A 23,962-nucleotide genomic window follows, 5' to 3' on the forward strand; every position below is an offset into this window, starting at 1 on the left:
CTTGCGCGGCGAGGCGACGCGCCGCACCGTCCCCTCATGAGCCGCTGGTCGCCGCAGCCCGCCCCCGATGAGCCCGACGGCCTGATCCTGTTCGACGGGGTCTGCGTGTTCTGTTCGCGCTGGGTGCGGTTCGTGATCGACCGTGACCCGGGGCGGCGCTTCACCTTCACCTCGATCCAGTCGGAACGCGGACGGAAGCTGGCGGAGCGGTTCGGGATCGATCCCGAGGCGCCGCAGACCAATGCGGTGATCTGGAACGGGCGAGCCTGGTTCAAGTCGGACGCCGCATTGACTGTGCTGGGGGCGCTGCCCGGCACGCGCCGGCTGGGGGTCCTGAAGGCGCTTCCGAGGACGATCCGCGACGCGGCGTATGATCTGATCGCGCGCAACCGCTACCGGATATTCGGACGCACGGAGGCCTGCATGGTCCCGTCGGCCGCGGATCGCGAGCGCTTCCTGTCATGATGCGGGTGCTGGTGATCGGCGCCGGCGGGGTGTTCGGTTCGCGTCTCGCCGAGGGTCTGCTGCGCGGCGGCTTCGAGGTGGTCGCCGCGGGGCGGGACAGGAGGCGGGCCGAGGCCGTGGCCGCCCGCCTGAGAAAGGCGGTTCCCGGCGGCCGGGTCGAGGCCGCGGCGCTGGACACCGCCACCCTGACGCCGGACGACCTGAAGGTGATCGGGGCGGCGATCGTGGCCGATGCGGCGGGGCCCTTCCAGGGCGCGGAGCCGAAGACCGCGCGCGCCGCGATCGCCTCTGGTCTTCACTACATCGATCTCGCCGACGGCCGGGATTTCGTGGCGGCGTTCCCGGCGTTGGACAGCGCCGCCAAGGGGGCGGGCGTGGTCGCCCTGACCGGGTGCAGCTCGACCCCCGCCTTGTCCAACGCCGTGCTTGACCGGCTGACGGACGGCTGGCGCGAGGTGATCTCGGTTGAGGCGGCGATCTCGCCCGGCGCGCGAGCCCCGCGCGGCCTGTCGGTGATGCAGGCTATCCTGTCGTGGCTGGGGCGGCCGGTCAGGGTGTTCGAGAGCGGCGTCTGGACCGTGCGCACGGGCTGGAGCGGCCTGTACTGGCGCGATTTCGGCGCGGCGGGGCGGCGGCCGGTGTCGTTGTGCGAAACGCCGGACCTGGATCTGTTCCCCGCCAGGTTTCAGCCCCGCGGGCGGGCCTTTTTCCTGGCCGGGCTGGAGCCGTGGCCGGCGCATCTGGGGGCGTGGGCCCTTGCCCGGCTGGTCCGCCTCCTGCGGTTCGACCCCGTCCCCCTGGCGGGCTTGCTGGTCCGACTGTCGAGGTGGGCGTCGGTCACGGGCTCGGACCGCGGCGCGATGCGGGTCGAGGTTCGCGGCGTGGACGGCGAAGGCCACGCAGCGCGGGCGGTCTGGCGGCTGGTCGCCGAGCCGGGGGAGGGGCCGGTGACGCCCGGCCTGCCGGCGCTGGCGGCGATCCGCGCGATCGCCGCAGGGCGGGTTTCGCCGGGCGCCCGGGCCTGCGCCGGGGTGCTGACGCTGGAGGACATCGAGGCCGGGATGGCGCCCCACGGCCTGGCGACCACGACAGAGGTCCGGCGGGACGCGATCTTCGCCCGCGCCATCGGCCCGGCCTTCGACGCGCTTCCCGCCGCCGTCCGGGCGCTGCACGAGACGCCCGGGCGTTCGCTGTGGCGCGGCCAGGCCATGACCGAGGGGGCGGCGGGCCCGCTGGCGGCGCTGGCCGCGCGCATCGTCGGCTTTCCGGCGGCGCAGTCCGCCTGCCCCGCGGAGGTGGCGATCGACGCGGACGGCGACCGGTCGGTCTGGCGGCGGCGTATCGGCGGCCACGCCTTCGCCAGCGTGCTTTCGCGGCCGCGCGACGGCGGCCGCGTCCGGGAGCGGTTCGGCCCGCTGTCCATGGACCTTCGCCTCGCGCCCGAGGGGGACCGGCTGGTCTATCGCGTCGAGGGCTGGCGGCTGGGGGCGATCCCGCTGCCGCGCGTCCTGGCTCCGTCGACCCGCGCCCACGAGGAGGTCGACGCCGAAGGCCGGTTCGTCTTCGACGTCGAGATTTCAGTGCCGCTGGCCGGGCGGCTGGTGCGCTACCGCGGCTGGCTGCTCCGGGTCGATCAGGCCCGCTTGCGGACGAATACCGTGCCGGCCGAATAGCCCGCCCCGAAGCTGCAGATCAGGCCCGTGTCGCCCGGCTGGAAGCCGTCGTGGTGCAGGTGGAAGGCGATGATCGAGCCGGCCGAAGATGTGTTGGCGTAGTCATCGAGGATGATCACGTTCTCCTCCGGCGTCGGCTCGCGGCCCAGCACCTTGCGGCCGATGAACTGGTTCATGTTGATGTTGGCCTGATGCAGCCACAGCCGCCTTAGCTGGCGCGGGTCGAGGCCCAGTTCGGCGGCGTGGTCGACGATCATCTCCGAGACCATGGGCACCACGTCCTTGAACACCTTGCGGCCCTGCTGGACGAACATCTTGTCGGTCAGGCCGGAGGGCGCGACCGCCTCGGTCTCGCCCGTGGGCAGGGCGGCCTTGTTCAGGAAGCCGAAATTGTTGCGAATGTTGTTCGACAGGACAGTCTTCAGCCGGGTTCCGAGGATCTCCCAACCGTCGACCGCCTGGTCTTCGGACTCGATGATCACGGCGGTGGCGACGTCGCCGAAGATGAAGTGGCTGTCGCGATCCTTGAAGTTCAGATGGGCCGAGCAGATCTCCGGATTGACCATCAGCACGGCCTTGACCGAGCCCGAGGCGATGAAGTCGGCGGCGGTCTTGATGCCGAAGGTGGCGGAGCTGCAGGCCACGTTCATGTCGAAGGCGAAGCCCTGGATGCCCAGCGCCTGCTGCACCTCGATGGCCATGGCCGGATAGGGACGCTGCATGTTGGAGGCGGCGCACAGCACGGCGCCGATCTCGCTGACAGGCTTGCCCCAGGCGGCGATGGCGTCGCGCGCGGCCTTCACCGCCATCTCGGCCAGCACCGACAGTTCGTCGTCGGGACGTTCGGGGATGCGCGGGGCCATGCGGGTCGGGTCGAGCACGCCGGCCTTGTCCATCACAAAGCGCGACCTGATGCCGGACGCCTTCTCGATGAACTCGACGGAGGACGGGGTCAGGGCCTCCAGATCGCCGGCTGCTATGCCCGCCGCGTGCTGTTCGTTGAAGCGCTGGGCCCAGGTGTTGTAGGCCGCGACCAGCTCCTCGTTGGAGATGGACTGTTCCGGGGTGAACAGGCCGGTGGCGGCGATGACGGCTTTCGGCACTCTGGCGTTCCCTCTGGCGGCGTGCGCCTCCGCGCTGCTTCGCGAGGTCGCCCGTCTTGTTTCTGGACGGACTAGATAGGCGCGTCTCGCGGCGGCGTCGAGGCGGCGGCGTGGCGGTCCAGCAGGCGGCGGGCCGCTTCGAGATGCAGGCGCTCCACCATCCGGTAGCCGACCCGGATCGCCCCCTTGCCCTGCGCTTCCGCCGAGGCGAAGGCGGCCACGACCTCGCGCGCCTTCGCGACCTCTTCCGGCGAGGGCGAGAAGGCGGCGTTTGCGGCGGCGATCTGGCTCGGGTGGATCAGGCTCTTGCCGTCGAAGCCGAAGGCGCGGCCCTGGCGGCACTCGAGTTCAAGGCGGCCGGCGTCGTCGGTGGCGTTGACCACCCCGTCTATGGCGAGCAGGCCGTGCCCGCGCGCGGCGGCGACGACCGCCGCCAGCCACGGCTTCAGCGGCTCGCGTTCGGGGCCGATCACGAGGTTCATCCGCTCGCCGAAATCGTTGATGCCGAGCATAAGCGCAGCCAGCGGGGCTCCGGCGCCGGCGATCTGGTCGAGACGCAACACCGACAGCGGGGTTTCGACCATGATCCACAGGGCTACGCCGCCGGGCAGGCGGGCCGCGATCTCGCGCACGGCTTCCGGGCTCTCGATCTTCGGCGCGACGACGAAATCCGGCTCCAGCCCGGACAGGGCCGCGAGGTCATCCGCACCCCAGGCCGTGTCGAGCCCGTTCACGCGGACGCCCAGCCGCGCGCCGAAGCCACCGGCCGCCAGCGCGGCGACAGCCGCCTGTCGCGCGTCGGCCTTGGCGTCCGGAGCGACCGCGTCCTCCAGGTCCAGAATCACGGCATCGCAGTTCAGGCTCCGCGCCTTCTCGATCGCCCGCGGATTGCTGGCCGGCAGGTAGAGGACGGAGCGGACCAGCTGCATCAGACTCGGCCCGTGACGGGGATCAGGGCTCCGGTGATCGCGCGGCTCTCCGGCGAGGCGAGGAACAGCATGACGCGGGCGAGGTCCGCAGGCTGGACCCATTTCGCCGGATCAGCCTCGGGCATGTCCTTGCGGTTCTGACCGGTGTCGAGGATCGACGGCAGGACGGCGTTGACGGTGACCGACGTGGGCTTCAGCTCCTCCGCCAGGCTTTCGGTCAGACGGTGCACGGCGGCCTTGGACGCGGCGTAGGCGCCCATGCCGGCGGCGCTTTTCAGGGCGGCGTTGGCCCCGACGTTGACGATGCGGCCCTCCATCGACTGCTTCAGCCAGGGCAGGGCGGCGCGGCTGGCGTTCAGGGCGGTGGTCAGGTTCAGGGCGAACATACGCGCCCAGGCGGGTTCCGCGTCGTCGACCGTCTGCCAGACGAAGCCGCCGGCGATGTTGAGCAGGGCGTCGAGCCGGCCGAATGCCCCGGCCGCGGCGCCCATGGCCCGCTCCGCCGCCGCGGCGTCGGTCAGGTCGACGCCGCCCAGCTCCAGCACGCCCTCCGGCACGGGCAGGCCCGAGGCGTGGTCGATCACGGCGACGTTCAGGCCGTCGGACAGGGCGGCCTCGACGACGGCGCGGCCCAGAACCCCATGGCCTCCGGTGACGACGATGGTGCGGGTCATTCGGAGGGCTCCTGGTCTGATGAAGCGGACGGAACGGGCCACAGGCGCGCGGCGCCGCGCACGCCTGTGGAATCACCCCAGCGGGCGGGGGCGATCACCCCGCGCCAGGCGTCCGTGAAGGCGTACCGCTCCACGATCGGCGGCAGGGCGGCGTAGATTTCGTCGACGTTGGACAGGCCGCCGCCGAGGATGAAGACATCCGGATCGATCAGATTGACGACCATGGCGAGGGCCCGCCCCAACCGGTCGATGCACAGGTCCAGCGACAGGCGGGCGTCGGTATCGCCCGCGCGGGCGGCCGCCACGATCGCCTCGGCGGTCAGCGATCGGCCGCTGCGCTCGCGATGGTCCCGCTGCAGGCCGGTGCCCGATACCCAGGTCTCCAGGCAACCGTGCAGCCCGCACCAGCAGGCCGGGCCCGGCGCCTCCTCCGCCGAGGGCCAGGGCAGGGAGGTGTGCCCCCATTCCCCGGCCACGCCATTGGCGCCCTCGATGATCGCGCCGTTCACCGCCACTCCGCCGCCGCAGCCGGTGCCGACAATGACGGCGAAGACAACGGGCTTGCCCGCGCCGGCGCCGTCGACCGCTTCCGACAGGGCGAGGCAGTTGGCGTCGTTGGCCAGCCGCACCGGCCGCCCCAGCGCACGCTCCAGATCCTGCGGAAAGGCGCGGCCGTTCAGCCAGGTCGAGTTGGCGTTGCGCATTAGGCCGCTGGTCGGCGACACCGAGCCGGGCGCCGCCACGCCGACCGGTCCGCTCGCGCCGGTCTCGGCCTCCACGGCCGCGATCAGCCGGGCGACGGTCTCGATGGCCGCGTCGTAGCCGCCGGGATTGGGCTCCCGGCGTCGCGTCAGAAAGGCGCCGTCGTCGCCGACGACCGCCGCCTCGATCTTGGTGCCGCCGAAATCTATGCCGATCCGCATCGGACGAGGCTTAGCAGATGATCAGGCGGCGAACACCCGGGCCATCAGCCGCTCCAGCGCCTCCGCATCCACCTGGTCGAAGGCGGCGATTTCCGTGGCGTCGACATCGAGGACCGCGATCAGGCGACCGGAACGGTCATGCACCGGCACGACGATCTCGCTGGCCGAGCGGCTGTCGCAGGCGATATGGCCGGGAAAGGCGTTGACGTCCTCGACGATCTGCGTCGCCCGGTCCCGCGCCGCCGTGCCGCAGACGCCGCGGCCGAAGGCGATGCGCAGGCATCCGAGCGTGCCCTGGTAGGGCCCGACCACCAGCTCGTCGGCCTTGTCGGGGTCGACCACGTAGAAGCCGGTCCAGAAGAAGGTGGGAAAGGCGTCTGCCAGCATGGACGCGACCGTGGCCATTCGCGCCGTCACGTTCGCCTCGCCATCCAGCACCGCGAGGATTTCGTCCTCGACTTCGGCATAGCGGGCGGCCTTGTCGGCGGGGCGATCGTCACGGGCGACGTAGGACATCAGGGGAGGCTCCGGGGGGACTGGCTGGCCATATAGGCGCGGCGGCGGCGGCGCGCGAGTGCCGGTATTCGCCTCTCAGGGGAAATCCCAAGCCGCTGATTCCCGTGGACAACTTTTCGCCAGCCACAAAATGGCCGTGGTGCGGCAACGCTTTGTCGCGAAACGGCGTTAACCTTGACAGACAGTTAACTGGACCGGACTGTCCGGTTGCGCAAAGCTTAACGGGCGAGCCGGGGGACGCCCGCTCCAGTGGGTGCGAGGAGTTCATGGGCCACGGCGAGGCGAACAAGACCGAGCGCGGCCGGTTCGACCGGTCGCGTGGGCCCGTCGCCATTGCGGCGATCGCGGGCGTGCTGGCCCTGACCGCGTTCGGCATGGCGTCGTGCGGGGACCGGGGCGGCGGCATCCGCTTCTGGCAACGCGCCGACGCGAACTCCAACGCCTGTCCCCGTCCGGCCTCCCTGACCGGTTCCGAGTTCAACGCCCAGGAGACGGGTCTGCGCGCCCTGCGCCGCGCCGCCTTCCGCGGAGATTTCTTCGCCCAGCTGGAGCTGGGGTCTCGCTACGCCGCCATTCGCGCCACCGACAAGAATATCGAGGACCCGATCGAGAGCGCCACCTGGTACGCCATGGCGCTGGCCAACGACGAGGGCTACGCCCCGATCAACCGGGTCGACCGCGGCGGCTTCGGCGGCTGGCGGCCGCTCTCGAAATACGACGACTGCCGCGCCTTCGAGCGGCACACGGCGTACCAGCGGCTGGACCGCCAACTCGGCCAGATGACCCGTGAAGAGCAGGAGGCGGTGCGCGACCGCGTCGTCTACATCCTGTCGACCCAGGACGCCGAGGGTTTCCGCACCCTGGCCCGGCTGCATGACGGCCTCTACGGACCGTTCGGCGAGCCAGAAGACAACCGCGAGGCCCGCGAGGCGTGGGGACGCGGCGGCGGCGGGCCCGAGCGCGACCGGCGCCGGCGGGGCTATCTGGCGGCGACCAGCCTCTTCCCGCGCAACGACGTGGACGCCTATCTGTACAACTATCTCGCCGTGCAGACCGGCGACGTGGGCGCCTACGTCCTGATGAAGGACTTCGAGAAGTCCGCGCCAAGCCGCGACCAGTACAGCCGCTTCGTCGAGGCCAAGGCCCGGCAGTGGACCCCGCCCTTCGAATTCTATCCGAACGAGGCGCCGGCCTCGGGCGTGCCCTTCTCGGACGAGAGCCGGCCGCGCGGCGATGCCTATGAATACGCCCTGAGCCGGATGGGAACCGAGCTGCCGTTCGTCCACGTCGGGCGGGCCCTGCGCTACCTCGGCATCACCGACACCGTGCCGGCCCGGCCAGAGGACCTGTCCAAGCGCCAGATCGAGACCCTGGAAGCCATGCTCGGTCATCCCATGGAGAGCCGGCTGTCCTGGCTGGAGCGGGTTCGCGCCATCCAGTTGGCCGCCGTCAACGGCTCATCCGAGGCTCAACTGGTGCTGGCGGTGATGTACGCCGAGGGTATCGGTCTGCCCGCCGACTACGCCCGCGCCTTCAAATGGTTCGACGAGGCGGCGCGCCAGGGCAGCCCCGAGGCCAAGTTCGCCATGTCGAGCTATTTCGCCCTCGGCGTCTCCGGCGTGGCGGACCAGGACAAGGCCCAGGCCGTGGCCTTGCGCATCGATTCGGCCCTGTCCGGCTTCGGCCCGTCGGCCGCCCGCCTGCAGGCCGTGCTGGCCCAGGTCTCCCGTTCGCAGCAGCGCCGTTAAGGAGGGCGTGGACCCATGTCGACCCGTTTCCCCTTCGGTCGGATCCGCGGCACGGTCGCGGGGATCGCGGTCATCGCCGCCGTCATCGCGGGCGCCGCCTTGTCCCACGGTCCCGCGGCCCACGCCCAGGTCGCCGCCAGGGTCGAGAGCCAGACGCGGCCCAATTTCGGCCTGCTGCTCGACCCGCCGACCCGCAGCTATCGCAGCCGCGGCTCGCATCACCGGCGCTACGACTACGGTCGGCACCGTCCCGACTATTATCGGGACCACTACCGCCCGGGCGGGGAGGAGATCGTGCTGGTCGACTGCGGCGGCAATCCCGGCACGGGCGCGGTCGAGGATGCGGTGCGCCGTGTCCGGCCCGGCGGCACGCTCGTCATCCGGGCCCGCGCCGGCGCCTGCGTCGGCTGGCTGAACATCGACAAGCCCCTGACCATCATCGGTGAGAGCGGCTTCGACCCGCGCGACTGGGCGCGCACCGGCAACCCGACCCTCCAGGCTCCTGACGGTCTGCCCTGCATCACCGTGGCCCAGGGCGTCCGGGTCGAGATCCGCGACATGGTCTTCGCCTCGCCGCGCGCCGGCGACGCCGCCTGCGTGGTCGGCTACGGCGCCGAGATCGTCATGAACCGCGTCGGTTTCCGCCACGCCGGGGACGAGGCGGCGATCTACGCCGACGGCGGGCTGCTGGACATCCGCAACACCATTATCGAGGCCCAGACCATCGCCCCCGCCGTCGTGGCCGACGGAGCGGTGCTGAACGCGTGGGAAATGGTCGTGACCGGAGCCCAGTCGGGGCTGGAGGTGATACCCGGCCCGGGCCAGACGTCGAGGATCGCCTCGACGACCCTCAAGGGGACCGGGGCGCCGAACGCCTTCGGGCCGCGCTCGATCGGCATCATCGTCCGCTCGGGTCGCGACTACGGCCGTGTCGAGATCGAGAACACCGCCATCGTCGGCTACGTCGAGGGCGTCGCCATAGAAGGCGCCTCGGTCGATATCGCCAACAGCCGGGTCGGCCGCTCCGACAAGGGCGTGGTGCTCTACAACGGCGAGCTCCGCCTGGCGGACAGCCGCATCCGCGCCGCCACCGTCGGCGTCGCCGCCGCCTCCGGCAGCGCGGTGGTCGTCAACAACGTCTTCTCGGGCGTGCGGGAGGTAATCTACGCCGAGGATCGCGCCAACGTGCAGGCCCGCGGCAACCGCGTGTATTCGCAGTACGTCTGCCGGCCGCAGTTCCGCGACCGTTACCGCGGCCGCTATGAGCCCTACTGGCGTCCGGGCGACGGCTGGGAGTGCGCCTTCGGCTCGTATCCGCGCGCCTGGTGGGACGACGAGGACGGCCTGCTGGGCCTCGAGTACCAGGACGACGGCTATTCACTCGACGGCTACGACCGCTACAGCAATGGCGAGGGCTGGTACGACCGCGACGGCCGCTACGTCTACGACGAGCGCTATCGCGGCGAAGACCGCTGGAGCCGGGGCGGAGGCGGCTTCTGGGGCCGCTAGGCCTGCGGCGAGCGTTGCAATAATCACACGATCGGGCGTCAGCGCAGCGGGGTTGATCCCGATCAAAGTTTGGGCGCGGCGGGCTTCCTAACAGCAAGGGGCGGAACGGATTGTTTCGTTTCTACTGCTGAACGGAAGACACGATGAAGAAGATTCTCCTTGCGACGGTGCTCGTTCTTGGCGTCGGGGCGGCTGGAGCCGCCTCGGCCCAGGATTGGACCGGCCCCCACATCGGCGCGAATATCGGCTTGGCCGGCGACAAGTTCACCTATCCCCTTGAGGCCGACGTCCCGCCCCTGACGATCGACGGTGAGGCCAGCCTCACCTCCAGCGGTTTCGTCGGCGGAGCCCAGATCGGCTATGACTGGCAGTTCTCCAACCGCTGGGTGTTCGGTCTGGAAGGCGACCTGAACGTTTCGGACCTGAAGGGCCGTCTCGCTGTCGATGGCGCGGCGGCGGGGGGCATCAGCGGCGCCCTGGAGGCGCAGGTCGGGTCGGAAGTGGAATACTTCGGCACGGCGCGCGCCCGTCTGGGCTACGCCTATGGCGATAAGCTTCTGCCCTATGTCACCGCCGGCGTCGCCTTCGGGGATGTCAACAGTGAGTACGACGCGACGCTCACGTCCGGCGGTTCGACGGTGTTTACCGCCGCTGGCGATGTCTCGTCGAGCCAGACCGGGTGGACGGCGGGAGCCGGCGTTGAATATCGCTTCGCCGAGAACCTGACGCTGAAGTCGGAATACCTCTACGTCGACCTCGGCGACTACAACATCATCACGGCGTCCGGCGGTGGAGCCTCGGCTTCGCTTGACGCCGAGACGACCTTCAACGTCGTTCGGGTCGGTCTGAACTACCGGTTCTGATTGACGGATTGCGGGCGGTCCGGCTCTCGCCGGGCCGCTCCAGTCTGCCGGTAGGCGCGGAGGGACTCGAACCCCCAACCAGACCGTTATGAGCGGTCGGCTCTAACCATTGAGCTACGCGCCCTCCGTGGCCGCGTTCGTGGCCTAGCAGGCGGCGTGGCGGCTTGCCAAGCGCCATGGTCCCGGCGCCGATCTGTCGCCGATGTCATGGCGATGAACGATTCCTGCCAGTGGAGCCTGCACGCCCGTTCAGGCGTTAAAGGCCAAGGTTCAGCCACGGACGCCCGACAGGATCGGCGCCGGATGGATCGTCCCTCGTTCACGGAGACTACTGACATGAACCGCCCTGCCGCCCTCGCCCGCACCGTCGCGCTTCCGGCGCTGTCGAACCGCATCCTGCTGATGAGCGGAGGCATGCTGGCCGCGGCGGCCATCGCCCTCGCCGCCCCGTCGGCCTTCGCCCAGAGCCAGCCGGGCGGCGGCGCCCCGCTGACCATCCAGGCCGTGACCGAGCGCCCGTCGCTGAACCTGTCGGCCTATGGCGAGGTCAAGACCGCGCCGGACATGGCCGCCATCACCTTCGGCGTCGTCACCGAGGCCGCCACCGCCGCTGAGGCCATGAGCCAGAACGCCATGCGGATGAACCAGGTGATGGCCGCCCTGCGCCGCGCCGGCATCGAGGCGCGCGACGTCCAGACCTCGGGCCTGAACCTGTCGGCCCAGTACGACTACGTCCAGAACGAGCCGCCCCGGCTGCGCGGCTATCAGGCCAACAACCGGGTGACGGTGATCATCAACGACCTCGACGCCGTCGGCTCGACCGCCGACGCCGTGGTCGCCGCGGGCGTCAACCAGATCGACGGCATCTCGTTTGGCCTCAAGGATCCGACCTCGGCCGAGAACCAGGCGCGCCAGATCGCCGTGCGCAATCTGCAGGCCAAGGCGGCGCTGTATTCGCAGGCCCTGGGCGTGCCGCTGGGCGGCATCCGTTCGCTGACCGAGGGCGGCGGCTATTCGCCCCAGCCGCCGCAACCGATGTTCGCCCGCGCCGAAATGGCCATGGACGCAGGCTCGACCCCGGTGGCCGCCGGCCAGCTGACCGTGCGGATCGACATCACCGGCGTGTATGATCTGAATCGCTAGGCGGCCGGGTCGGGGCGGCGGGCGATCCGCTCGTTCGCCGCCTCCTGCCCGGGTGCTCAGTCCTCGCTGCGGGCGACCATGAGCAGGACGCCGAGGTTCAGGCCATAGCAGATGCCGACCACCGCCAGCGCCGTGACGGGACCGTCGTCGAAGAGGAACAGCGGCGCGCTCCACGGGAGGCCGAGAATCTTGGCTGGCAGAAAGGTGAGCCCGGATTGACCGAGGATGGCCCCGCCGTTCGGCGTCGCCAGCATCAGGGCCAGCGCCCCGGCGACCGCGTACGCCAGAAGGAGTGGCCAGCGGAGAAGGCGGATGGTGCGGAGCATCGGAAGTCCTCCCGCCGGGAGGAGAGGCCGGACGGCGCCCGGCGTCAAGCCGCGCGCTTGATCTCGTTGCGATCGTCGAGCAGCACCACGGTCGGCGACCACTGGCGGGCTTCCTGTTCGGGCAGTTGGCCGTAGGTCACGACGATAACCTTGTCGTTCTTCTGCACCAGGCGTGCGGCGGCGCCGTTGACGCCGATCACGCGGGAGCCGCGCGGAGCCTCGATGGCGTAGGTGGTGAAGCGCTGGCCGTTGGTGATGTTCAGCACGTCGACCTGCTCGTGCGGGAAGATTCCTGCGGCGTCCAGCAGGTCGGCGTCGATCGCGATCGAGCCTTCGTAGTCGAGGTCGGCCTGGGTCACCGTGGCGCGGTGCAGCTTGGCCTTCATCAGGGTGACCAGCATGGGGAGTGCGGTCCGGATGTGACGCGGGGCGATCGGCCCCCGCTCGCAGGCTGCTGATATAGGGGCAAGCAGGCGCGCCATCAATCATCTCTGTTGCGCCGCAGCACGGATGGTGCGGCGCATTCGCCCGTTACGGGACGTTCATTTGACGGCAAACCCTGCCGCCCTATGGTCGGGGGTGGCCGCGCCCGGCCCGCGCCCCGGACCCTGACCCTCTCCATGAAGCAGTTCTTCCTGACGATGCTCGGCGTCTTCGCCGGTTTGTTCCTGTTCCTCGTCGTGGTGCCGTTCATCCTGATCACCATGGCGATCAGTTCGGCGAGTTCGAAGGCCCCGACGCCCTCGAACACGGTGCTGGAGCTGGACCTGCGCGAGGGGGTGACCGACCAGGCCCCGACCAATCCGTTCGCCGTGTTCGGTGGCGGCGGCCTGTCGACCATGCAGATCGTCGACACCCTCGCCCAGGCCGAGGACGACCACCGGGTCAAGGCGCTGCTGCTCCGCCTGCCGGAAGCCGGCATCACCCCGGCGGCCGCCGACGAGATTCGCCAGGCCGTGCGTCGCTTCCGCCGTTCGGGCAAGGTCGTCATCGCCCATGCCCAAGGCTTCCAGCCGGTCGGGACCGCCGTTTCCAGCTACATGCTCGGGGCCTCGGCCTCGGAGCTGTGGATGCAGAACACCTCCAGCTTCCAGCTGGCGGGATTCTCGACCGAGTCGATCTTCCTCGGCCGCGCCTTCGAGAAATACGGCGTCAACGCCCAGTTCGAGCAGCGCTACGAGTACAAGAACGCCGTCAACGAATTCACCGAGAGCGACTATACGCCGGCTCACCGCGAGGCGATGTCCGCCTGGATGACCTCCATCTACACCTCGGCCCTGGCCAATGCGGCCCAGGACCGGCGTGTGACGCCCCAGGCGCTGCGAGCCGCCATCGAGGCTGGCCCATACTCCTCGGCGCAGGCGCTGCAGCGCCGCCTGATCGACAAGATCGGCCAGGTCGAGGAAGCCGAGGCCGAGGCCAAGCGCCGGGCTGGCCGCGGGGCCGAGATCATGGAGTTCGGGGACTACGCCTCGTCGAAGGGCGAGCGCGCCGGCAGCGGCCGCAACGCCATCGCCATCGTCGGCGGCGAGGGCGCCATCCTGACCGGCACGGGCGGCGCCGATCCCTTCGGCGGCGGCTCGTCGATCATGTCGGACGATCTGGCCGAGGCCATCTACGACGCCATCGAGGACGACTCGGTCAAGGCCATCGTCTTCCGTGTCTCGTCGCCCGGCGGCTCGCCGGACGCCTCGGAACAGATTCTGGCGGCGGTGCGCGCGGCCAAGGCCGCCGGCAAGCCGGTGGTGATCTCGATGGGCGACTACGCCGCCTCCGGTGGTTACTGGATCAGTTCGGAAGCGAACTGGATCGTCGCCCAGCCCTCGACCCTGACCGGCTCGATCGGCGTGTTCGGCGGCAAGCTGGTGCTGGCCGATGCGCTTGGCCGCTTCGGCATCGACATGCGCAATCTGAGTGTCGGCGGCGACTTCGCCGACTCCTTCTCTCCGTCCGAGCCCTTCGAGGCCGCCGACCGCGCCGCCTTCGCGGCCTCGATCGACCGCACCTATGAGGAGTTCATCGCTCGCGTCGCGCGCGGCCGGAACCTGCCCGCCGCCCGGGTCCGCGAGATCGCCCGCGGCCGCGTCTGGACCGGCGCCCAGGCCCGGTCCATCGGCCTCGTCGACCAGCTGGGCGGACTGGAGGAAGCCATCGCCAAGGCCCGCCAGCTGGCCCGCATCCCGGCCGAGGAGTCGGTGCGGTTCAAGCGGTATCCGGAAGCGAAGTCGCCGTTCGCCGCCCTGTCGGAGGCCTTCGGCGTCTCGGGCGAGGCCGCGCGGGTGCTGATCGGCATCGGCGGGGTGCTGAACGACCCGCAGGCCGAGGCCGCCGTCCGTCAGCTCCGGACCGAGCGGGCCCGGACCTCGGGCTCCACCGTCCTGGCCGACCAGCCCTACTGAACAGCGACAATCGGACACTCGCCTGTGAAGCGGCCGGTCATTGACCGTTCACCCCGATGGACCGACATTTGGAGTTCGGCGTTGTTCGCAACGTCCCGGAGGTAAAGCCATGACCCAGTCCGACCGCCTGATCTTCGGCCCCGGTTCGCCCAATGGGCGGGCCGCCAGCGGACTGGTCGCGTCGGTGATGTGGTTGGGCGGTCTGGTCGCGACCTTGGCGGCGATGGCCGTGGGCGCCGTGCTGGCGGTGTTCGCCGCCGCCGCCGTGGCGGTGATCGCCGTGTTCGCGGGCGCCCTGGTGTTCCTCGCCGGCCTGGCCCTGCGCGCGCGTCGCACCCTGTCCGGCCGCCGTCGGCGCGGCGACGACGTCATCGAGGCGCGCAAGGTCGACGGCGCCTGGGTCGCCTACGGCTGGGAGCGTCCGGGCCGCTAGATGCTGGTCGTACGGGAGGCGCCGTCCCCGAATTTCGACAGGCGGCGCGGCCCGCCCGACATGCTGGTCCTCCATTACACCGGCATGCCCGACGCCGAAGGGGCCATCGCGCGGCTGCGCGACGCGGAGGCGAAGGTCTCGGCCCATTACGTCGTCGACGAGGACGGTTCGATCCTGCGGCTGGTGGCCGAAGAGCATCGCGCCTGGCACGCGGGGCGCGGGACATGGCAGGGCGAGACCGACTGCAACGCCGCCTCGATCGGGATCGAGATCGTCAATCCCGGCCACGAGTTCGGCTACCGCGACTTCCCCGAACCCCAGATTGATGCGCTGATCAGCCTGGTCAGCGACATTCGCACGCGCTGGACCATCCCCGACGCCCGCATCATCGGCCACTCGGATCTGGCCCCCGAGCGCAAGCAGGATCCGGGCGAACGCTTCCCGTGGAAGCGGCTCGCCTCCGTCGGCCACGGCCTGTGGTTCGAACCGGCGCCGGAGCGCATCGACGCCCTCGGCGCGCCTCTGGGCGTCGGGGACGAGGGGCTGGGCGTCATCGTCCTGCGCGCCGGTCTCCACCGGCTCGGCTACGGTCTCCAGCCCGGCGGCGACTACGATGAGGCCACCCGCCTGACTGTCGAGGCCTTCCAGCGCCACTGGCGGCCTGGGCAGGTGGACGGCGTCGCCGACGGCGAGACCCGGGCCACGCTGATGGGCGTGCTGCAACTGGCCACCGCCGAGAGCACGACCGGCGTACTGAACTAGAATTTGACCTGGCCGCCCGCCGCGCCCATCTACCGGCCGTCAGACGGCCGGGCGGTCGCGCTTCTCCGCTAGAGCTACGCAGCGCCTGCGCTCCGGAGCCCTGGCGAAGGAGCGAGGAAAGTCCGGGCTCCACGGTGAAGAGGCGGCGGATAACTTCCGCCCGGGGCGACCCGAGGGATAGCGCCACAGAAAGCAAACCTCCGGCCTTGCGAGGCCGGTAAGGGTGAAAGGGTGGGGTAAGAGCCCACCGCGTGCCTGGCAACAGGGACGGCATGGCAAGCCCCGCCTGGAGCAAGACCGAATAGGGACGTCGCGCGGGCTCGCCCGCAGGGTTCACCGCCCGAGGCGTCCGGGTAGGTCGCGAGAACCGGTCAGCAATGGCCGGTCCAGAGGAATGATCGTCGCCGTCCTCGGACGGAACAGAACCCGGCTTACAGGCCGTCTGACCCTTTTTCTTTCGGGGCCTGCCGTTCGCGCCGCGGGCGCTTACTGCTTGCGGCCGGCTGCGCCCCGGCGCGTCGGGCAGGGCGGCGTTAACCTGTTGCGGCGCCACAATAGTCCACAGCCTGTCAATACTTCTGGTGTTCTATGTATGTTCCTGTTTCTACAGCGTTCGAGGCCACGGTCGAGGTTAACTTCCGTCAACTAATCCCATTGAGGCCCATTTGATCCCATGCTATCCCATATCCCTGAGTTGGGGTTCGGCGGGCGCGGGGATGCGCCCATGACGCAGAGGGGCGGATCGAAGGGTCCGAGTTGGGGCAGGGCGTGTTTCTCTCGACCTATGAGAAACAACTGGACGGCAAGCGCCGCCTGCTGATCCCGCAGGAGTTCCGCACGGCCGACAACGGCGCCGAGCACGGCGTCTTCTGCTTCTTCTCGATCGAGTCCGACTGTCTCGAGGCCGGCGGCGACAAGCTGATGGCCGAATACGTCTCGATGATCGAGGAGTTGCCGTTCGGCGACGACGTGCGCACGGCGCTGGAGGAGACCTTCTACGCCGGGCAACGTCCGCTGGCCTACGACGGCGGCGGCCGCATCACCCTGCCGGAACACCTGTGCCAGGACGCCGGCCTGGGCGAGGACGTGGTCATCGTCGGTCTCGGCTCGCGCTTCCAGATCTGGGACCGCGCTCGCTGGAACGCCCGCCGCGACGAGCGCCGGGCGCTGGCTCGTCAGGCCGTGCGCGAGCGCGGCGAGGCCGGGCGCAAGGCCCTGCTGGCCGGCCGCCGCCCGGGCGGGGAGGGTGCATGAGCCCGCATGCCCCCGTCCTGCTCGCCGAGGTGCTCGAAGCGCTCGATCCGAAACCGGGTGACGTGATCATCGACGCCACCTTCGGCGCCGGCGGCTACACCCGCGCCATCCTGGCGACCGGCGCCGCCGTCATCGCGCTCGACCGGGACCCGACCGTCCAGCCCTACGCCGACGCCGTGGCCAACGACTTTCCCGGCAAATTCCGTCTGATCCGCACCCCCTTCTCCGGTCTGGCCCAGGCCTTCGCTGACAGCGGCGAGGCGCGACTGGACGGGGTCGTGTTCGACATCGGCGTGTCGTCGATGCAGCTGGATCAGGCCGAGCGGGGCTTCTCCTTCATGCGCGACGGGCCGCTCGATATGCGGATGGGCGGCGAGGGCGAGACCGCCGCCGACATCGTCAACGGCTGGGATCACGGGCCGCTTGCCCACATCTTCAAGCTTTATGGCGACGAGCGTCAGTCGGGTCGCGTCGCCACTGCCATCCTCCGCCGCCGGGCCGAGAAGCCGTTCACCCGCACCCTCGATCTGGCCGAGGTGGTCGAGAAGGCGCTGGGCGGCCGCCGCGGCGCCCCGATCCATCCGGCCACCCGCGTGTTCCAGGCGCTGCGCATCGCGGTCAACGACGAGCTGGGCGAACTTCGCGCCGGGCTGGAGGCGGCCGAGGCGACCCTGTCTCCGGGCGGCCGGCTGGCGGTGGTCACCTTCCATTCGCTGGAGGACCGCATCGTCAAGGCGTTCCTGACCGAGCGCACCGGCAACGCCCCGGCCGGATCGCGCCACGCGCCCGTCGCCATCGACCCGCGCAAGCCCAGCTTCACCCTGCGCTTCAAGGGTGCGCGCGAGGCCGGCGACGAGGAGCGCGCCGCCAATCCGCGGGCCCGCTCGGCCAGGCTGCGCGCCGCCGTCCGCACCGACGCCCCGGCCTGGGGGAGGATCGCCGCATGAGCGCCCTCCGGACCGTCAGGCGCGTGTTCGACTGGAAGCTCCGCGGCGTCCGCTGGGTCGAGATCATCGGCCTGATGCTGGTCGGGGCGATGATCTTTTCCGTCTATCTGGCCAAGGCCGCCGCGGCGAGCGAGAGCGCCCGCATCGCCAGCCTCGAGCGGCAGATCACGGAGAACGGTCAACGCGTGCGCCTGCTGCGCGCCGAAGCCGCCCGGCTGGAACAGCCCGGCCGGCTCGAGGCCTTGTCGCGGGCGGCCGGGCTCGCCCCGGTCGACGTTCATCGCCAGGCGACGGAAGCGAGCCTGCCCGAACTGGCTCCGGTCCCCGAGCCGGAGCCGGTGGTCATCGTCTCGCCGACTGTTCCTGCCGCCGCTGCGCCCGTCGCCGGTCCCGCTGCGGAGGTCGCGCAATGAGCGTGCACGACGATCCGCACGCCTGGGAGCGCCCCGCCCCCGGGCGGCCAGGCGGTGTGCCCCTGCCGTCGTGGCGCTGGCTGTCCGAAGCCATGTGGCGGATCGAGCATTCCTTTGGCCGCGCCCGGGCCGACGCGCGCCCCGAAGAGGACACCCGGGTTCGCATCTTCGTCATCCTGATGCTGTTCTCGGCGGTGTTCGTCTGCCTTGCGCTGGGCGCCGCCAATGCCGCCCTGCTGGCCCCGAGGGGCGGCGTCGGCTCGATCGGCCATCCGAACGCCGTGTCGCGCGCCGACGTGGTCGACCGCAACGGCGCCTTGCTGGCCACCAATATCGTCCACTACGGCCTCTACATCGATCCGGCCGAGGTCTGGGACCGGCGCGCCGCTGCCGTGCAGATCAAGCGGGCCCTCCCGCGCGTATCGATGGCCAAGCTGAACCGCGTGCTGTCGGGCGACCGGCGGCTGATCGTCATGACCGGCCTCACGCCGGGCGAACGGGCCGCCGTGCATGCCCTGGCCCTGGGCGGCGTCACCTTCGAGCCGGAAGACCGCCGGGTCTATCCGCTGGGCGCCTCGGCCACCCACGTGCTGGGCGTCACCGACACCGGCGGGCAAGGCATCACCGGCGCGGAACTGGCCTTCAACCAGGAGATCCGCGACGCCGGGGCGCGCGGCGAAAGCTTCCCGCTGTCGATCGACCTCCGCGTCCAGGGCGTGCTCGAGAACGAACTGGCCCTCGCCGTCGCCGAGAGCCAGGCCAAGGGCGCGGTCGGCATCATCACCGACGTCCAGACCGGCGAAATCCTCGGCATGGCCAGCTGGCCGACGACCGACAGGCTGAACCGCGCCACCTCGGCCCACTACGAGATGGGCTCGGTGTTCAAGACCTTCACCGTCGCCGCCGGCCTCGACACCGGCCGGGCCGACATGAACACCCTGTTCGACGCTTCCCAGGCCTTCATGATCGGCAACCGCCGCATCACCGACTTCCACGCCACCAACCAGGTGCTGACGCTGGAGGAGGTCTACCTTCACTCGTCCAACATCGGCACCTCGCGTCTCGCGGTCGAGATGGGCCCGGCCACCATGCGGGACTATTTCACCCGCTTCGGCCTGCTCGACGCCGCGCCCATCGAGCTGCACGAGTCGGCCCGCCCCCGCCGCCCGACCAAGTGGGACGACTCGACCCTCGCCTCGCTTTCGTTCGGCTACGGCATCATGATCACGCCGCTGCAGATGTCGGCCGCCATGGGCGCGCTGACCAACGGCGGCCGCTACATTCCCCTGACCCTGCGCAAGGGCGGGCTCCCGGGCGCCGAGGCCCGCCAGGTGGTGAGCCCCCAGACCTCCCTGACCCTTCTCGACCTGCTGCGCCGCAACGTCGTGCGCGGATCGGGCGGCCGGGCCGAGGCGCCGGGGCTGCGCGTCGGCGGCAAGACCGGTTCAGCCAACAAGCTGGTCAATGGCCGCTACGATCCGACCCACGCCGTCGGCACCTTCGCCGCGGTCTTCCCGGCCGACGGCCCGGTCAATGCGCGGCGCTACTCGATCCTGATCCTGATCGACGAGCCGGGGACCTATCCCCGCACCGGCGGTTTCGTGGCGGCCCCGGCCGTGGGCCGGATCGCGGACCGCATCGCGCCCTTCCTGGGCGTGCAGCGTCGCGCTGACCCGTACCGCACCGCGCTCGGCGAGAAGATCCCCGCCTTCGAGGATGTTGAGGGGGATGGGCGATGAGCGCCGTCCAGCCCGCCGCGGTGAAGCTGTCGGACCTGCTCCGCCGGGAGGTGCCGGCCGATCCCGTCATCACGGGCGTCACCGCCGACAGCCGCAAGGTCGCGCCCGGGAGCCTGTTCGTGGCCCTGCCCGGCAGCGCCGCCGACGGCCGCGCCTTTATCCCGCAAGCCCTGTCCCAGGGCGCGGCGGCGGTGCTCGCCCCGGCCGACACCGATGCGGCCCTGGCCCCCGTGCTGGTCACCTCGGGCGATGTGCGGCGCAGCTACGCCATCGCCGCGCGCAGCTTCTATGGCCGCCAGCCCGCCACCTGCGTCGCCATAACCGGCACCAACGGCAAGACCTCGGTGGCCGCCTTCTGCCGCCAGATCTGGGCCTCGCTCGGGCTGTCCGCCGCGAGCATGGGCACGCTCGGAGTTTTGAAACAGACGGGTAACGTTAACCAGGCGTTGACCGGGCCGGGCCTGACCAGCCCCGACGCCGCCGACGCCGCCCGCCTGCTGGCCGAACTGGCCGCCCGGGGGGTGACCCATCTGGCGCTGGAGGCCTCGTCGCACGGCATCGACCAGCGCCGGCTGGACGGCGTCACGCTGAAGGCGGCGGCCTTCACCAACCTGACCCAGGACCACCTCGACTACCATGGCGACATGGAGTCCTATCGCGCCGCCAAGCTGCGCCTGTTCGAGACCCTGCTGCCGCGTGGGCGGACGGCGGTGCTGAACGCCGACTCCGATGCCTACTCCAGCTTCGCCGCGGCCTCGATCATGTCCGGCCTCGGCGTCATGGGCGTGGGCGAGCGCGGCCGGGACCTGACCCTGGTCGGCCGCGTCGCCGTGCCCGAGGGCCAGCGGCTGACGCTGGACGTGCGCGGGACCCTGCACGAGGTGCTGCTGCCGCTGGCCGGCGCCTTCCAGGCCTCGAACGCTCTTGTCGCCGCCGGCCTGTGCATCGCCGCCGGCGAGACGCCCGAGCGGGTGCTGGCCGGCCTCGAGAAGATCACCGGTGCGCAGGGCCGGCTGCAGCGTATCCCGGGCCCGGGCCGGGGCGAGGTCTATGTCGACTACGCCCATACGCCCGACGGGCTGGAGACGGTGCTGAAGGCGCTGCGTCCGCATGCGACAGGCCGGCTGATCGTGGTGTTCGGAGCCGGCGGAGACCGTGATCGCGCCAAGCGGCCGATAATGGGCGAGATCGCCGGGCGGCTGGCCGACGTGGCCATCGTCACCGACGACAACCCGCGCTCCGAAGACCCGGCCGCCATCCGGCGCGCCGTGCGTGAGGGCTGCCCTGACGCGCAGGAGATCGGCGACCGCCGGGCCGCCATCCGCCACGCCATCGCACAGATGCGTGACGGGGATGTGGTGGTCGTCGCCGGAAAAGGGCATGAGCAGGGACAGATCGTCGGCGGTGTGACACACCCGTTCGACGACGCCACCGAAGCCGCCGAAGCCCTGCGTATCCATGCCTGAGACCGCTCCCCTCTGGACCTCCGCCGAGATCGAGGCCGCTACCGGCGGCAGGCTGGCCGGCGCGCCCTTCGAGGTCGCGGGGATCACCTACAACAGTCGCGAGATCGTGCCCGGCGACCTGTTCCTGGCGCTGAAGGGCGCGCGCGACGGGCACGAGTTCGCCGCCTCCGCCTTCGCCGCCGGCGCCGCAGGGGCCATCACCGAACACCCCGTCGAGGGCGGTCCTTCGGTCGTGGTCCCGGACACCCTGCGGGCGCTGGAGGCTCTCGGCGTCGCCGCTCGCGAGCGCTGCCCACGCAGGGGCGCCGTCACCGGTTCCGTCGGCAAGACCAGCGTGACCCAGGCCATAAAGGCCGGGCTGGACCTGGCCGGGCCCGCCCACGCCTCGATCAAGAGCTACAACAACCACATCGGTGTGCCGCTGACCCTCGCGCGGATGCCGCGCTCGACTGCCCGCGCCGTGTTCGAGATCGGCATGAACGCGCCGGGCGAGATCGCGCCCCTGTCGAAGATGGTGCGGCCCCACGCGGCCTGCGTAACCACCGTCGGCCCCGTGCACATCGAGGCCTTTGCCGAAGGGGAGGCGGGCGTGGCGGCCGAAAAGGCCGCCATCTTCGAGGGCTTGGCGCCAGGCGGCGTCGCGGTGCTGAATGGCGACATCGGCTTCGCGGCGGTGCTGGACGCCGCCGCCCGCAAGGCCGGGGCCCGGCGGGTCACCTTCGGCGCCGACCCGGGCCATGACGCCCGTCTGCTGGATTTTCAGCCCGGTCCCGAGGGCGCGCGGGTCAGGGCCGAGCTGTTTGGCAAGCCGCTGGAGTTCACCCTGCGCCAGTCCGGCTTCCACTGGGGCCTGAACAGCCTTTGCGTACTGCTGATGCTGGATGGGCTGGACGTGCCGCTGGAGACGGGCCTCGCCGCCCTGGCTGAGTTCGAACCGCTGGCCGGTCGGGGCCAGACGATGGTCGTCAGGGCGCCGGGCGGTGCCTTCACCCTCATCGACGAGAGCTACAACGCCAACCCGCTGTCGATGGCCGCCGGCTTCCGCAGCCTCGGCGCCAAGCCGGTGGGCGCAGGCGCGCGCCGGATCGTGGTCCTGACCGACATGCTGGAGCTGGGCGACCAGTCCCGCGCCCTGCATGAAGGCCTGGCCGGGCCGATCACGGCCGCCGGGCTCGACCTGGTCCACACCGCCGGACCGGAGATGAAGCGGCTCCACGACGTCCTGCCGCCGGAACGCCGCGGCCTGTGGCGCGAGACCGCCGCCGAACTCGCCGCCGAGGCCGCCGAACTGGTTGCGCCGGGGGACATCGTCATGGTCAAGGGATCGAACGGCTCGAAGGCCTCGCTGGTCGCGAAGGCCCTTGCTGCCCTGGGAGGGGCCGCCTGATGTTTTATTTGCTCTACCTTCACTACGCCGACATCGCGCAGGACTATCCCCTGCTCAATCTGGTCCAGTACCAGACCGTGCGCGTCGCCCTCTCCATGGCTACGGCCATGATCGTGGCCGTAGCCATGGGCAGCCGCTTCATCGCCTGGATGCGGGTCAAGCAGGGCAAGGGCCAGCCGATCCGCTCCGACGGCCCCGTCTCTCACCTGTCCAAGGTCGGCACCCCGACCATGGGCGGGCTGATGATCCTGGCGGGCATCGCCGTGGCCGTGCTGCTATGGGGCGACCTGACCAACCCCTACATCTGGATCGTCAGCTTCGTGACCGCCGCCTTCGGCGTGCTGGGCTTCATCGACGACTACGCCAAGGTGTCGAAACAGACCTCCGCCGGCCTGACCTCGAAGCAGAAGCTGGTCGCCCAGGTGATCGTCTCGGTCATCGCCGGCGTGCTGACCGTCCTGTGGATGACCCAGTCCCCGACCTCGCCCAACCTCGAGACCTCGATCGCCTTCCCCTTCTTCAAGGCCGTCCTGCTCAACGTCGGCTGGTTCTATGTCCTGTTCGCCGCCTTCACCCTGGTCGGCTTCTCCAATGCGGTGAACCTGACCGACGGGCTGGACGGCCTGGCCATCGTGCCGGTGATGATGGCGGCGGCGGCGTTCGGCATCATTAGCTACCTCGTCGGCAACTTCATCTTCTCCGACTATCTCGGCGTCCACCATGTGCCCGGCTCCGGCGAACTGGCCATCTTCTGCGCCGCCATCATCGGCGGCGGCGTCGGATTCCTCTGGTACAACGCCCCGCCGGCCAAGATCTTCATGGGCGACACCGGTTCGCTGGCCCTCGGCGGCGCGCTCGGCGCCATCGCCGTGGCCACCAAGCACGAGCTGGTGCTCGGCATCGTCGGCGGCCTGTTCGTGATCGAGGCGGCCTCGGTGATGATCCAGGTCGCCTACTTCAAGGCCACGAAGAAGCGCATCTTCCTGATGGCGCCGATCCACCACCATTTCGAGAAGATGGGCTGGCCGGAATCGACGGTGGTGATCCGCTTCTGGATCGTCTCGGCCATGCTGGCTCTCGCCGGTCTGGCCACGCTGAAGCTGCGATAGCGCCATGATCCCCGTCCCCGGCTTCGAAGGGCGGCGGATCGCGGTCTTCGGCCTCGGCAGGTCGGGACTGACGGCCGCGCGCGCCCTCAAGGCCGGCGGAGCGTCGCCGGTGCTGTGGGACGACAGCGTCTCCAGCCGCATGCAGGCGGAGGCGGAAGGGTTCGCGGTCGAGGACCTCACC

23 protein-coding genes, 1 tRNA gene, 1 other RNA gene and 1 pseudogene are annotated in these 23,962 nt (G+C 70.5%); 18 read left to right on the top strand and 8 right to left on the bottom strand.

Annotated elements, in window-relative coordinates:
* The first annotated feature begins 36 nt into the window (after nt 1–36).
* Nucleotides 37–465: a thiol-disulfide oxidoreductase DCC family protein gene (locus tag VEA62_RS13710; protein WP_324822794.1), complete on the top strand. Its 429-nt coding sequence runs from the start codon at nt 37–39 to the stop codon at nt 463–465.
* Nucleotides 462–2,138: a DUF4166 domain-containing protein gene (locus VEA62_RS13715; protein ID WP_324822796.1), complete on the top strand. Its 1,677-nt coding sequence runs from the start codon at nt 462–464 to the stop codon at nt 2,136–2,138. The genes VEA62_RS13710 and VEA62_RS13715 overlap by 4 nt, the downstream gene beginning before the upstream one ends.
* On the opposite strand, the gene VEA62_RS13720 is transcribed toward VEA62_RS13715, so the two are convergent.
* The 5 genes from VEA62_RS13720 to VEA62_RS13740 form a co-directional block, all read right to left on the bottom strand.
* The gene (locus tag VEA62_RS13720) at nt 2,099–3,241 is read right to left on the bottom strand and encodes a beta-ketoacyl-ACP synthase III (protein WP_324822798.1); all 1,143 of its coding nucleotides are present in this window, start codon (nt 3,239–3,241) and stop codon (nt 2,099–2,101) included. The two genes, VEA62_RS13715 and VEA62_RS13720, sit on opposite strands and share 40 nt — an antisense overlap.
* A 71-nt stretch (nt 3,242–3,312) precedes the next feature.
* Nucleotides 3,313–4,170 (bottom strand): CoA ester lyase, encoded by an 858-nt coding sequence (locus VEA62_RS13725; RefSeq protein WP_324822800.1) that lies wholly within the window; start codon nt 4,168–4,170, stop codon nt 3,313–3,315.
* Complete coding sequence (locus VEA62_RS13730) at nt 4,170–4,844, bottom strand: SDR family NAD(P)-dependent oxidoreductase (protein WP_324822802.1); 675 nt, start codon at nt 4,842–4,844, stop codon at nt 4,170–4,172. The genes VEA62_RS13725 and VEA62_RS13730 overlap by 1 nt, the downstream gene beginning before the upstream one ends.
* A complete protein-coding gene (locus VEA62_RS13735; protein ID WP_324822804.1) occupies nt 4,841–5,767 on the bottom strand; it encodes an ROK family protein in 927 nt (308 codons plus the stop codon). Before VEA62_RS13735 ends, VEA62_RS13730 begins: the two co-directional genes overlap by 4 nt.
* Nucleotides 5,768–5,788: 21 nt before the next feature.
* The gene (locus tag VEA62_RS13740) at nt 5,789–6,283 is read right to left on the bottom strand and encodes a GAF domain-containing protein (RefSeq protein ID WP_324822806.1); all 495 of its coding nucleotides are present in this window, start codon (nt 6,281–6,283) and stop codon (nt 5,789–5,791) included.
* 266 nt (nt 6,284–6,549) lie between these two features.
* Here VEA62_RS13740 and VEA62_RS13745 point away from each other — a divergent pair, with 266 nt between their 5' ends.
* From VEA62_RS13745 to VEA62_RS13755, 3 genes are all read left to right on the top strand, one after another.
* Nucleotides 6,550–8,031 (top strand): tetratricopeptide repeat protein, encoded by a 1,482-nt coding sequence (locus VEA62_RS13745; protein ID WP_324822808.1) that lies wholly within the window; start codon nt 6,550–6,552, stop codon nt 8,029–8,031.
* 15 nt (nt 8,032–8,046) lie between these two features.
* Nucleotides 8,047–9,540 carry a hypothetical protein gene (locus VEA62_RS13750; protein WP_324822810.1) on the top strand — a complete coding sequence of 498 codons (1,494 nt, stop codon included), beginning with the start codon at nt 8,047–8,049 and terminating at the stop codon, nt 9,538–9,540.
* Nucleotides 9,541–9,683: 143 nt separating this feature from the next.
* Nucleotides 9,684–10,403 carry an outer membrane protein gene (locus tag VEA62_RS13755; RefSeq protein WP_324822812.1) on the top strand — a complete coding sequence of 240 codons (720 nt, stop codon included), beginning with the start codon at nt 9,684–9,686 and terminating at the stop codon, nt 10,401–10,403.
* Between the two features lie 51 nt (nt 10,404–10,454).
* Here the strand turns inward: VEA62_RS13755 and VEA62_RS13760 are convergent.
* Nucleotides 10,455–10,527, bottom strand: a tRNA-Ile gene (locus VEA62_RS13760).
* 212 nt (nt 10,528–10,739) lie between these two features.
* On the opposite strand from VEA62_RS13760, the gene VEA62_RS13765 reads away from it, so the two are divergent.
* The gene (locus VEA62_RS13765; protein ID WP_324822814.1) at nt 10,740–11,546 is read left to right on the top strand and encodes an SIMPL domain-containing protein; all 807 of its coding nucleotides are present in this window, start codon (nt 10,740–10,742) and stop codon (nt 11,544–11,546) included.
* Between the two features lie 56 nt (nt 11,547–11,602).
* Here the strand turns inward: VEA62_RS13765 and VEA62_RS13770 are convergent, their stop codons facing one another.
* Both VEA62_RS13770 and panD read right to left on the bottom strand, forming a co-directional pair.
* Nucleotides 11,603–11,872, bottom strand: coding sequence for a hypothetical protein (locus VEA62_RS13770; protein ID WP_324822816.1), 270 nt, complete (start codon nt 11,870–11,872; stop codon nt 11,603–11,605).
* 44 nt (nt 11,873–11,916) lie between these two features.
* Complete coding sequence (gene panD / locus VEA62_RS13775; RefSeq protein WP_324822839.1) at nt 11,917–12,273, bottom strand: aspartate 1-decarboxylase; 357 nt, start codon at nt 12,271–12,273, stop codon at nt 11,917–11,919.
* A gap of 219 nt (nt 12,274–12,492) precedes the next feature.
* Here panD and sppA point away from each other — a divergent pair, with 219 nt between their 5' ends.
* The 12 genes and pseudogenes from sppA to murD all read left to right on the top strand — a co-directional run.
* On the top strand, nt 12,493–14,271 hold the full coding sequence (gene sppA, locus VEA62_RS13780) for a signal peptide peptidase SppA (RefSeq protein WP_324822818.1): 1,779 nt from the start codon (nt 12,493–12,495) through the stop codon (nt 14,269–14,271).
* Between the two features lie 109 nt (nt 14,272–14,380).
* Entirely contained in the window at nt 14,381–14,704 is a 324-nt protein-coding gene (locus VEA62_RS13785) for a hypothetical protein (RefSeq protein ID WP_324822820.1), read from the top strand.
* Nucleotides 14,705–15,466: an N-acetylmuramoyl-L-alanine amidase gene (locus VEA62_RS13790; protein WP_324822822.1), complete on the top strand. Its 762-nt coding sequence runs from the start codon at nt 14,705–14,707 to the stop codon at nt 15,464–15,466.
* A 39-nt stretch (nt 15,467–15,505) separates the two neighbouring features.
* Nucleotides 15,506–15,916, top strand: an RNA gene (gene rnpB, locus VEA62_RS13795) — RNase P RNA component class A.
* Between the two features lie 318 nt (nt 15,917–16,234).
* Nucleotides 16,235–16,720, top strand: a complete 486-nt coding sequence (locus tag VEA62_RS13800) for a division/cell wall cluster transcriptional repressor MraZ (RefSeq protein WP_324777316.1) — start codon at nt 16,235–16,237, stop codon at nt 16,718–16,720.
* Nucleotides 16,717–17,667: a 16S rRNA (cytosine(1402)-N(4))-methyltransferase RsmH gene (gene rsmH, locus VEA62_RS13805; protein ID WP_324822824.1), complete on the top strand. Its 951-nt coding sequence runs from the start codon at nt 16,717–16,719 to the stop codon at nt 17,665–17,667. Before VEA62_RS13800 ends, rsmH begins: the two co-directional genes overlap by 4 nt.
* On the top strand, nt 17,664–18,080 hold the full coding sequence (ftsL, locus tag VEA62_RS13810) for a cell division protein FtsL (RefSeq protein ID WP_324822826.1): 417 nt from the start codon (nt 17,664–17,666) through the stop codon (nt 18,078–18,080). Before rsmH ends, ftsL begins: the two co-directional genes overlap by 4 nt.
* Entirely contained in the window at nt 18,077–19,819 is a 1,743-nt protein-coding gene (locus tag VEA62_RS13815; RefSeq protein WP_324822828.1) for a penicillin-binding protein 2, read from the top strand. Before ftsL ends, VEA62_RS13815 begins: the two co-directional genes overlap by 4 nt.
* Nucleotides 19,816–21,285: a UDP-N-acetylmuramoyl-L-alanyl-D-glutamate--2,6-diaminopimelate ligase gene (locus VEA62_RS13820; RefSeq protein ID WP_324822831.1), complete on the top strand. Its 1,470-nt coding sequence runs from the start codon at nt 19,816–19,818 to the stop codon at nt 21,283–21,285. The genes VEA62_RS13815 and VEA62_RS13820 overlap by 4 nt, the downstream gene beginning before the upstream one ends.
* Nucleotides 21,278–22,672 (top strand): UDP-N-acetylmuramoyl-tripeptide--D-alanyl-D-alanine ligase, encoded by a 1,395-nt coding sequence (locus VEA62_RS13825; RefSeq protein WP_324822833.1) that lies wholly within the window; start codon nt 21,278–21,280, stop codon nt 22,670–22,672. Before VEA62_RS13820 ends, VEA62_RS13825 begins: the two co-directional genes overlap by 8 nt.
* A complete protein-coding gene (mraY, locus tag VEA62_RS13830) occupies nt 22,672–23,781 on the top strand; it encodes a phospho-N-acetylmuramoyl-pentapeptide-transferase (RefSeq protein ID WP_324822835.1) in 1,110 nt (369 codons plus the stop codon). Before VEA62_RS13825 ends, mraY begins: the two co-directional genes overlap by 1 nt.
* Nucleotides 23,782–23,785: 4 nt before the next feature.
* Nucleotides 23,786–23,962 (top strand): annotated as a pseudogene (gene murD, locus VEA62_RS13835) (UDP-N-acetylmuramoyl-L-alanine--D-glutamate ligase); the annotation flags it as partial.

The sequence above is a fragment of the Brevundimonas sp. genome, assembly GCF_035627475.1.
Lineage (GTDB): Bacteria > Pseudomonadota > Alphaproteobacteria > Caulobacterales > Caulobacteraceae > Brevundimonas.

What these genes read in the sequence shown, in the direction of transcription:
- VEA62_RS13735 (WP_324822804.1), bottom strand. Translation starts at nt 5,767, where the DNA reads ATGCGGATCGGCATAGATTTCGGCGGCACCAAGATCGAGGCGGCGGTC.
- ftsL (WP_324822826.1), top strand. Translation starts at nt 17,664, where the DNA reads ATGAGCGCCCTCCGGACCGTCAGGCGCGTGTTCGACTGGAAGCTCCGC.
- VEA62_RS13755 (WP_324822812.1), top strand. Translation starts at nt 9,684, where the DNA reads ATGAAGAAGATTCTCCTTGCGACGGTGCTCGTTCTTGGCGTCGGGGCG.
- VEA62_RS13770 (WP_324822816.1), bottom strand. Translation starts at nt 11,872, where the DNA reads ATGCTCCGCACCATCCGCCTTCTCCGCTGGCCACTCCTTCTGGCGTAC.
- VEA62_RS13820 (WP_324822831.1), top strand. Translation starts at nt 19,816, where the DNA reads ATGAGCGCCGTCCAGCCCGCCGCGGTGAAGCTGTCGGACCTGCTCCGC.
- VEA62_RS13750 (WP_324822810.1), top strand. Translation starts at nt 8,047, where the DNA reads ATGTCGACCCGTTTCCCCTTCGGTCGGATCCGCGGCACGGTCGCGGGG.
- mraY (WP_324822835.1), top strand. Translation starts at nt 22,672, where the DNA reads ATGTTTTATTTGCTCTACCTTCACTACGCCGACATCGCGCAGGACTAT.
- VEA62_RS13815 (WP_324822828.1), top strand. Translation starts at nt 18,077, where the DNA reads ATGAGCGTGCACGACGATCCGCACGCCTGGGAGCGCCCCGCCCCCGGG.
- VEA62_RS13745 (WP_324822808.1), top strand. Translation starts at nt 6,550, where the DNA reads ATGGGCCACGGCGAGGCGAACAAGACCGAGCGCGGCCGGTTCGACCGG.
- VEA62_RS13740 (WP_324822806.1), bottom strand. Translation starts at nt 6,283, where the DNA reads ATGTCCTACGTCGCCCGTGACGATCGCCCCGCCGACAAGGCCGCCCGC.
- VEA62_RS13785 (WP_324822820.1), top strand. Translation starts at nt 14,381, where the DNA reads ATGACCCAGTCCGACCGCCTGATCTTCGGCCCCGGTTCGCCCAATGGG.
- VEA62_RS13715 (WP_324822796.1), top strand. Translation starts at nt 462, where the DNA reads ATGATGCGGGTGCTGGTGATCGGCGCCGGCGGGGTGTTCGGTTCGCGT.
- VEA62_RS13725 (WP_324822800.1), bottom strand. Translation starts at nt 4,170, where the DNA reads ATGCAGCTGGTCCGCTCCGTCCTCTACCTGCCGGCCAGCAATCCGCGG.
- VEA62_RS13765 (WP_324822814.1), top strand. Translation starts at nt 10,740, where the DNA reads ATGAACCGCCCTGCCGCCCTCGCCCGCACCGTCGCGCTTCCGGCGCTG.
- VEA62_RS13790 (WP_324822822.1), top strand. Translation starts at nt 14,705, where the DNA reads ATGCTGGTCGTACGGGAGGCGCCGTCCCCGAATTTCGACAGGCGGCGC.
- rsmH (WP_324822824.1), top strand. Translation starts at nt 16,717, where the DNA reads ATGAGCCCGCATGCCCCCGTCCTGCTCGCCGAGGTGCTCGAAGCGCTC.
- VEA62_RS13710 (WP_324822794.1), top strand. Translation starts at nt 37, where the DNA reads ATGAGCCGCTGGTCGCCGCAGCCCGCCCCCGATGAGCCCGACGGCCTG.
- panD (WP_324822839.1), bottom strand. Translation starts at nt 12,273, where the DNA reads ATGCTGGTCACCCTGATGAAGGCCAAGCTGCACCGCGCCACGGTGACC.
- VEA62_RS13730 (WP_324822802.1), bottom strand. Translation starts at nt 4,844, where the DNA reads ATGACCCGCACCATCGTCGTCACCGGAGGCCATGGGGTTCTGGGCCGC.
- sppA (WP_324822818.1), top strand. Translation starts at nt 12,493, where the DNA reads ATGAAGCAGTTCTTCCTGACGATGCTCGGCGTCTTCGCCGGTTTGTTC.
- VEA62_RS13825 (WP_324822833.1), top strand. Translation starts at nt 21,278, where the DNA reads ATGCCTGAGACCGCTCCCCTCTGGACCTCCGCCGAGATCGAGGCCGCT.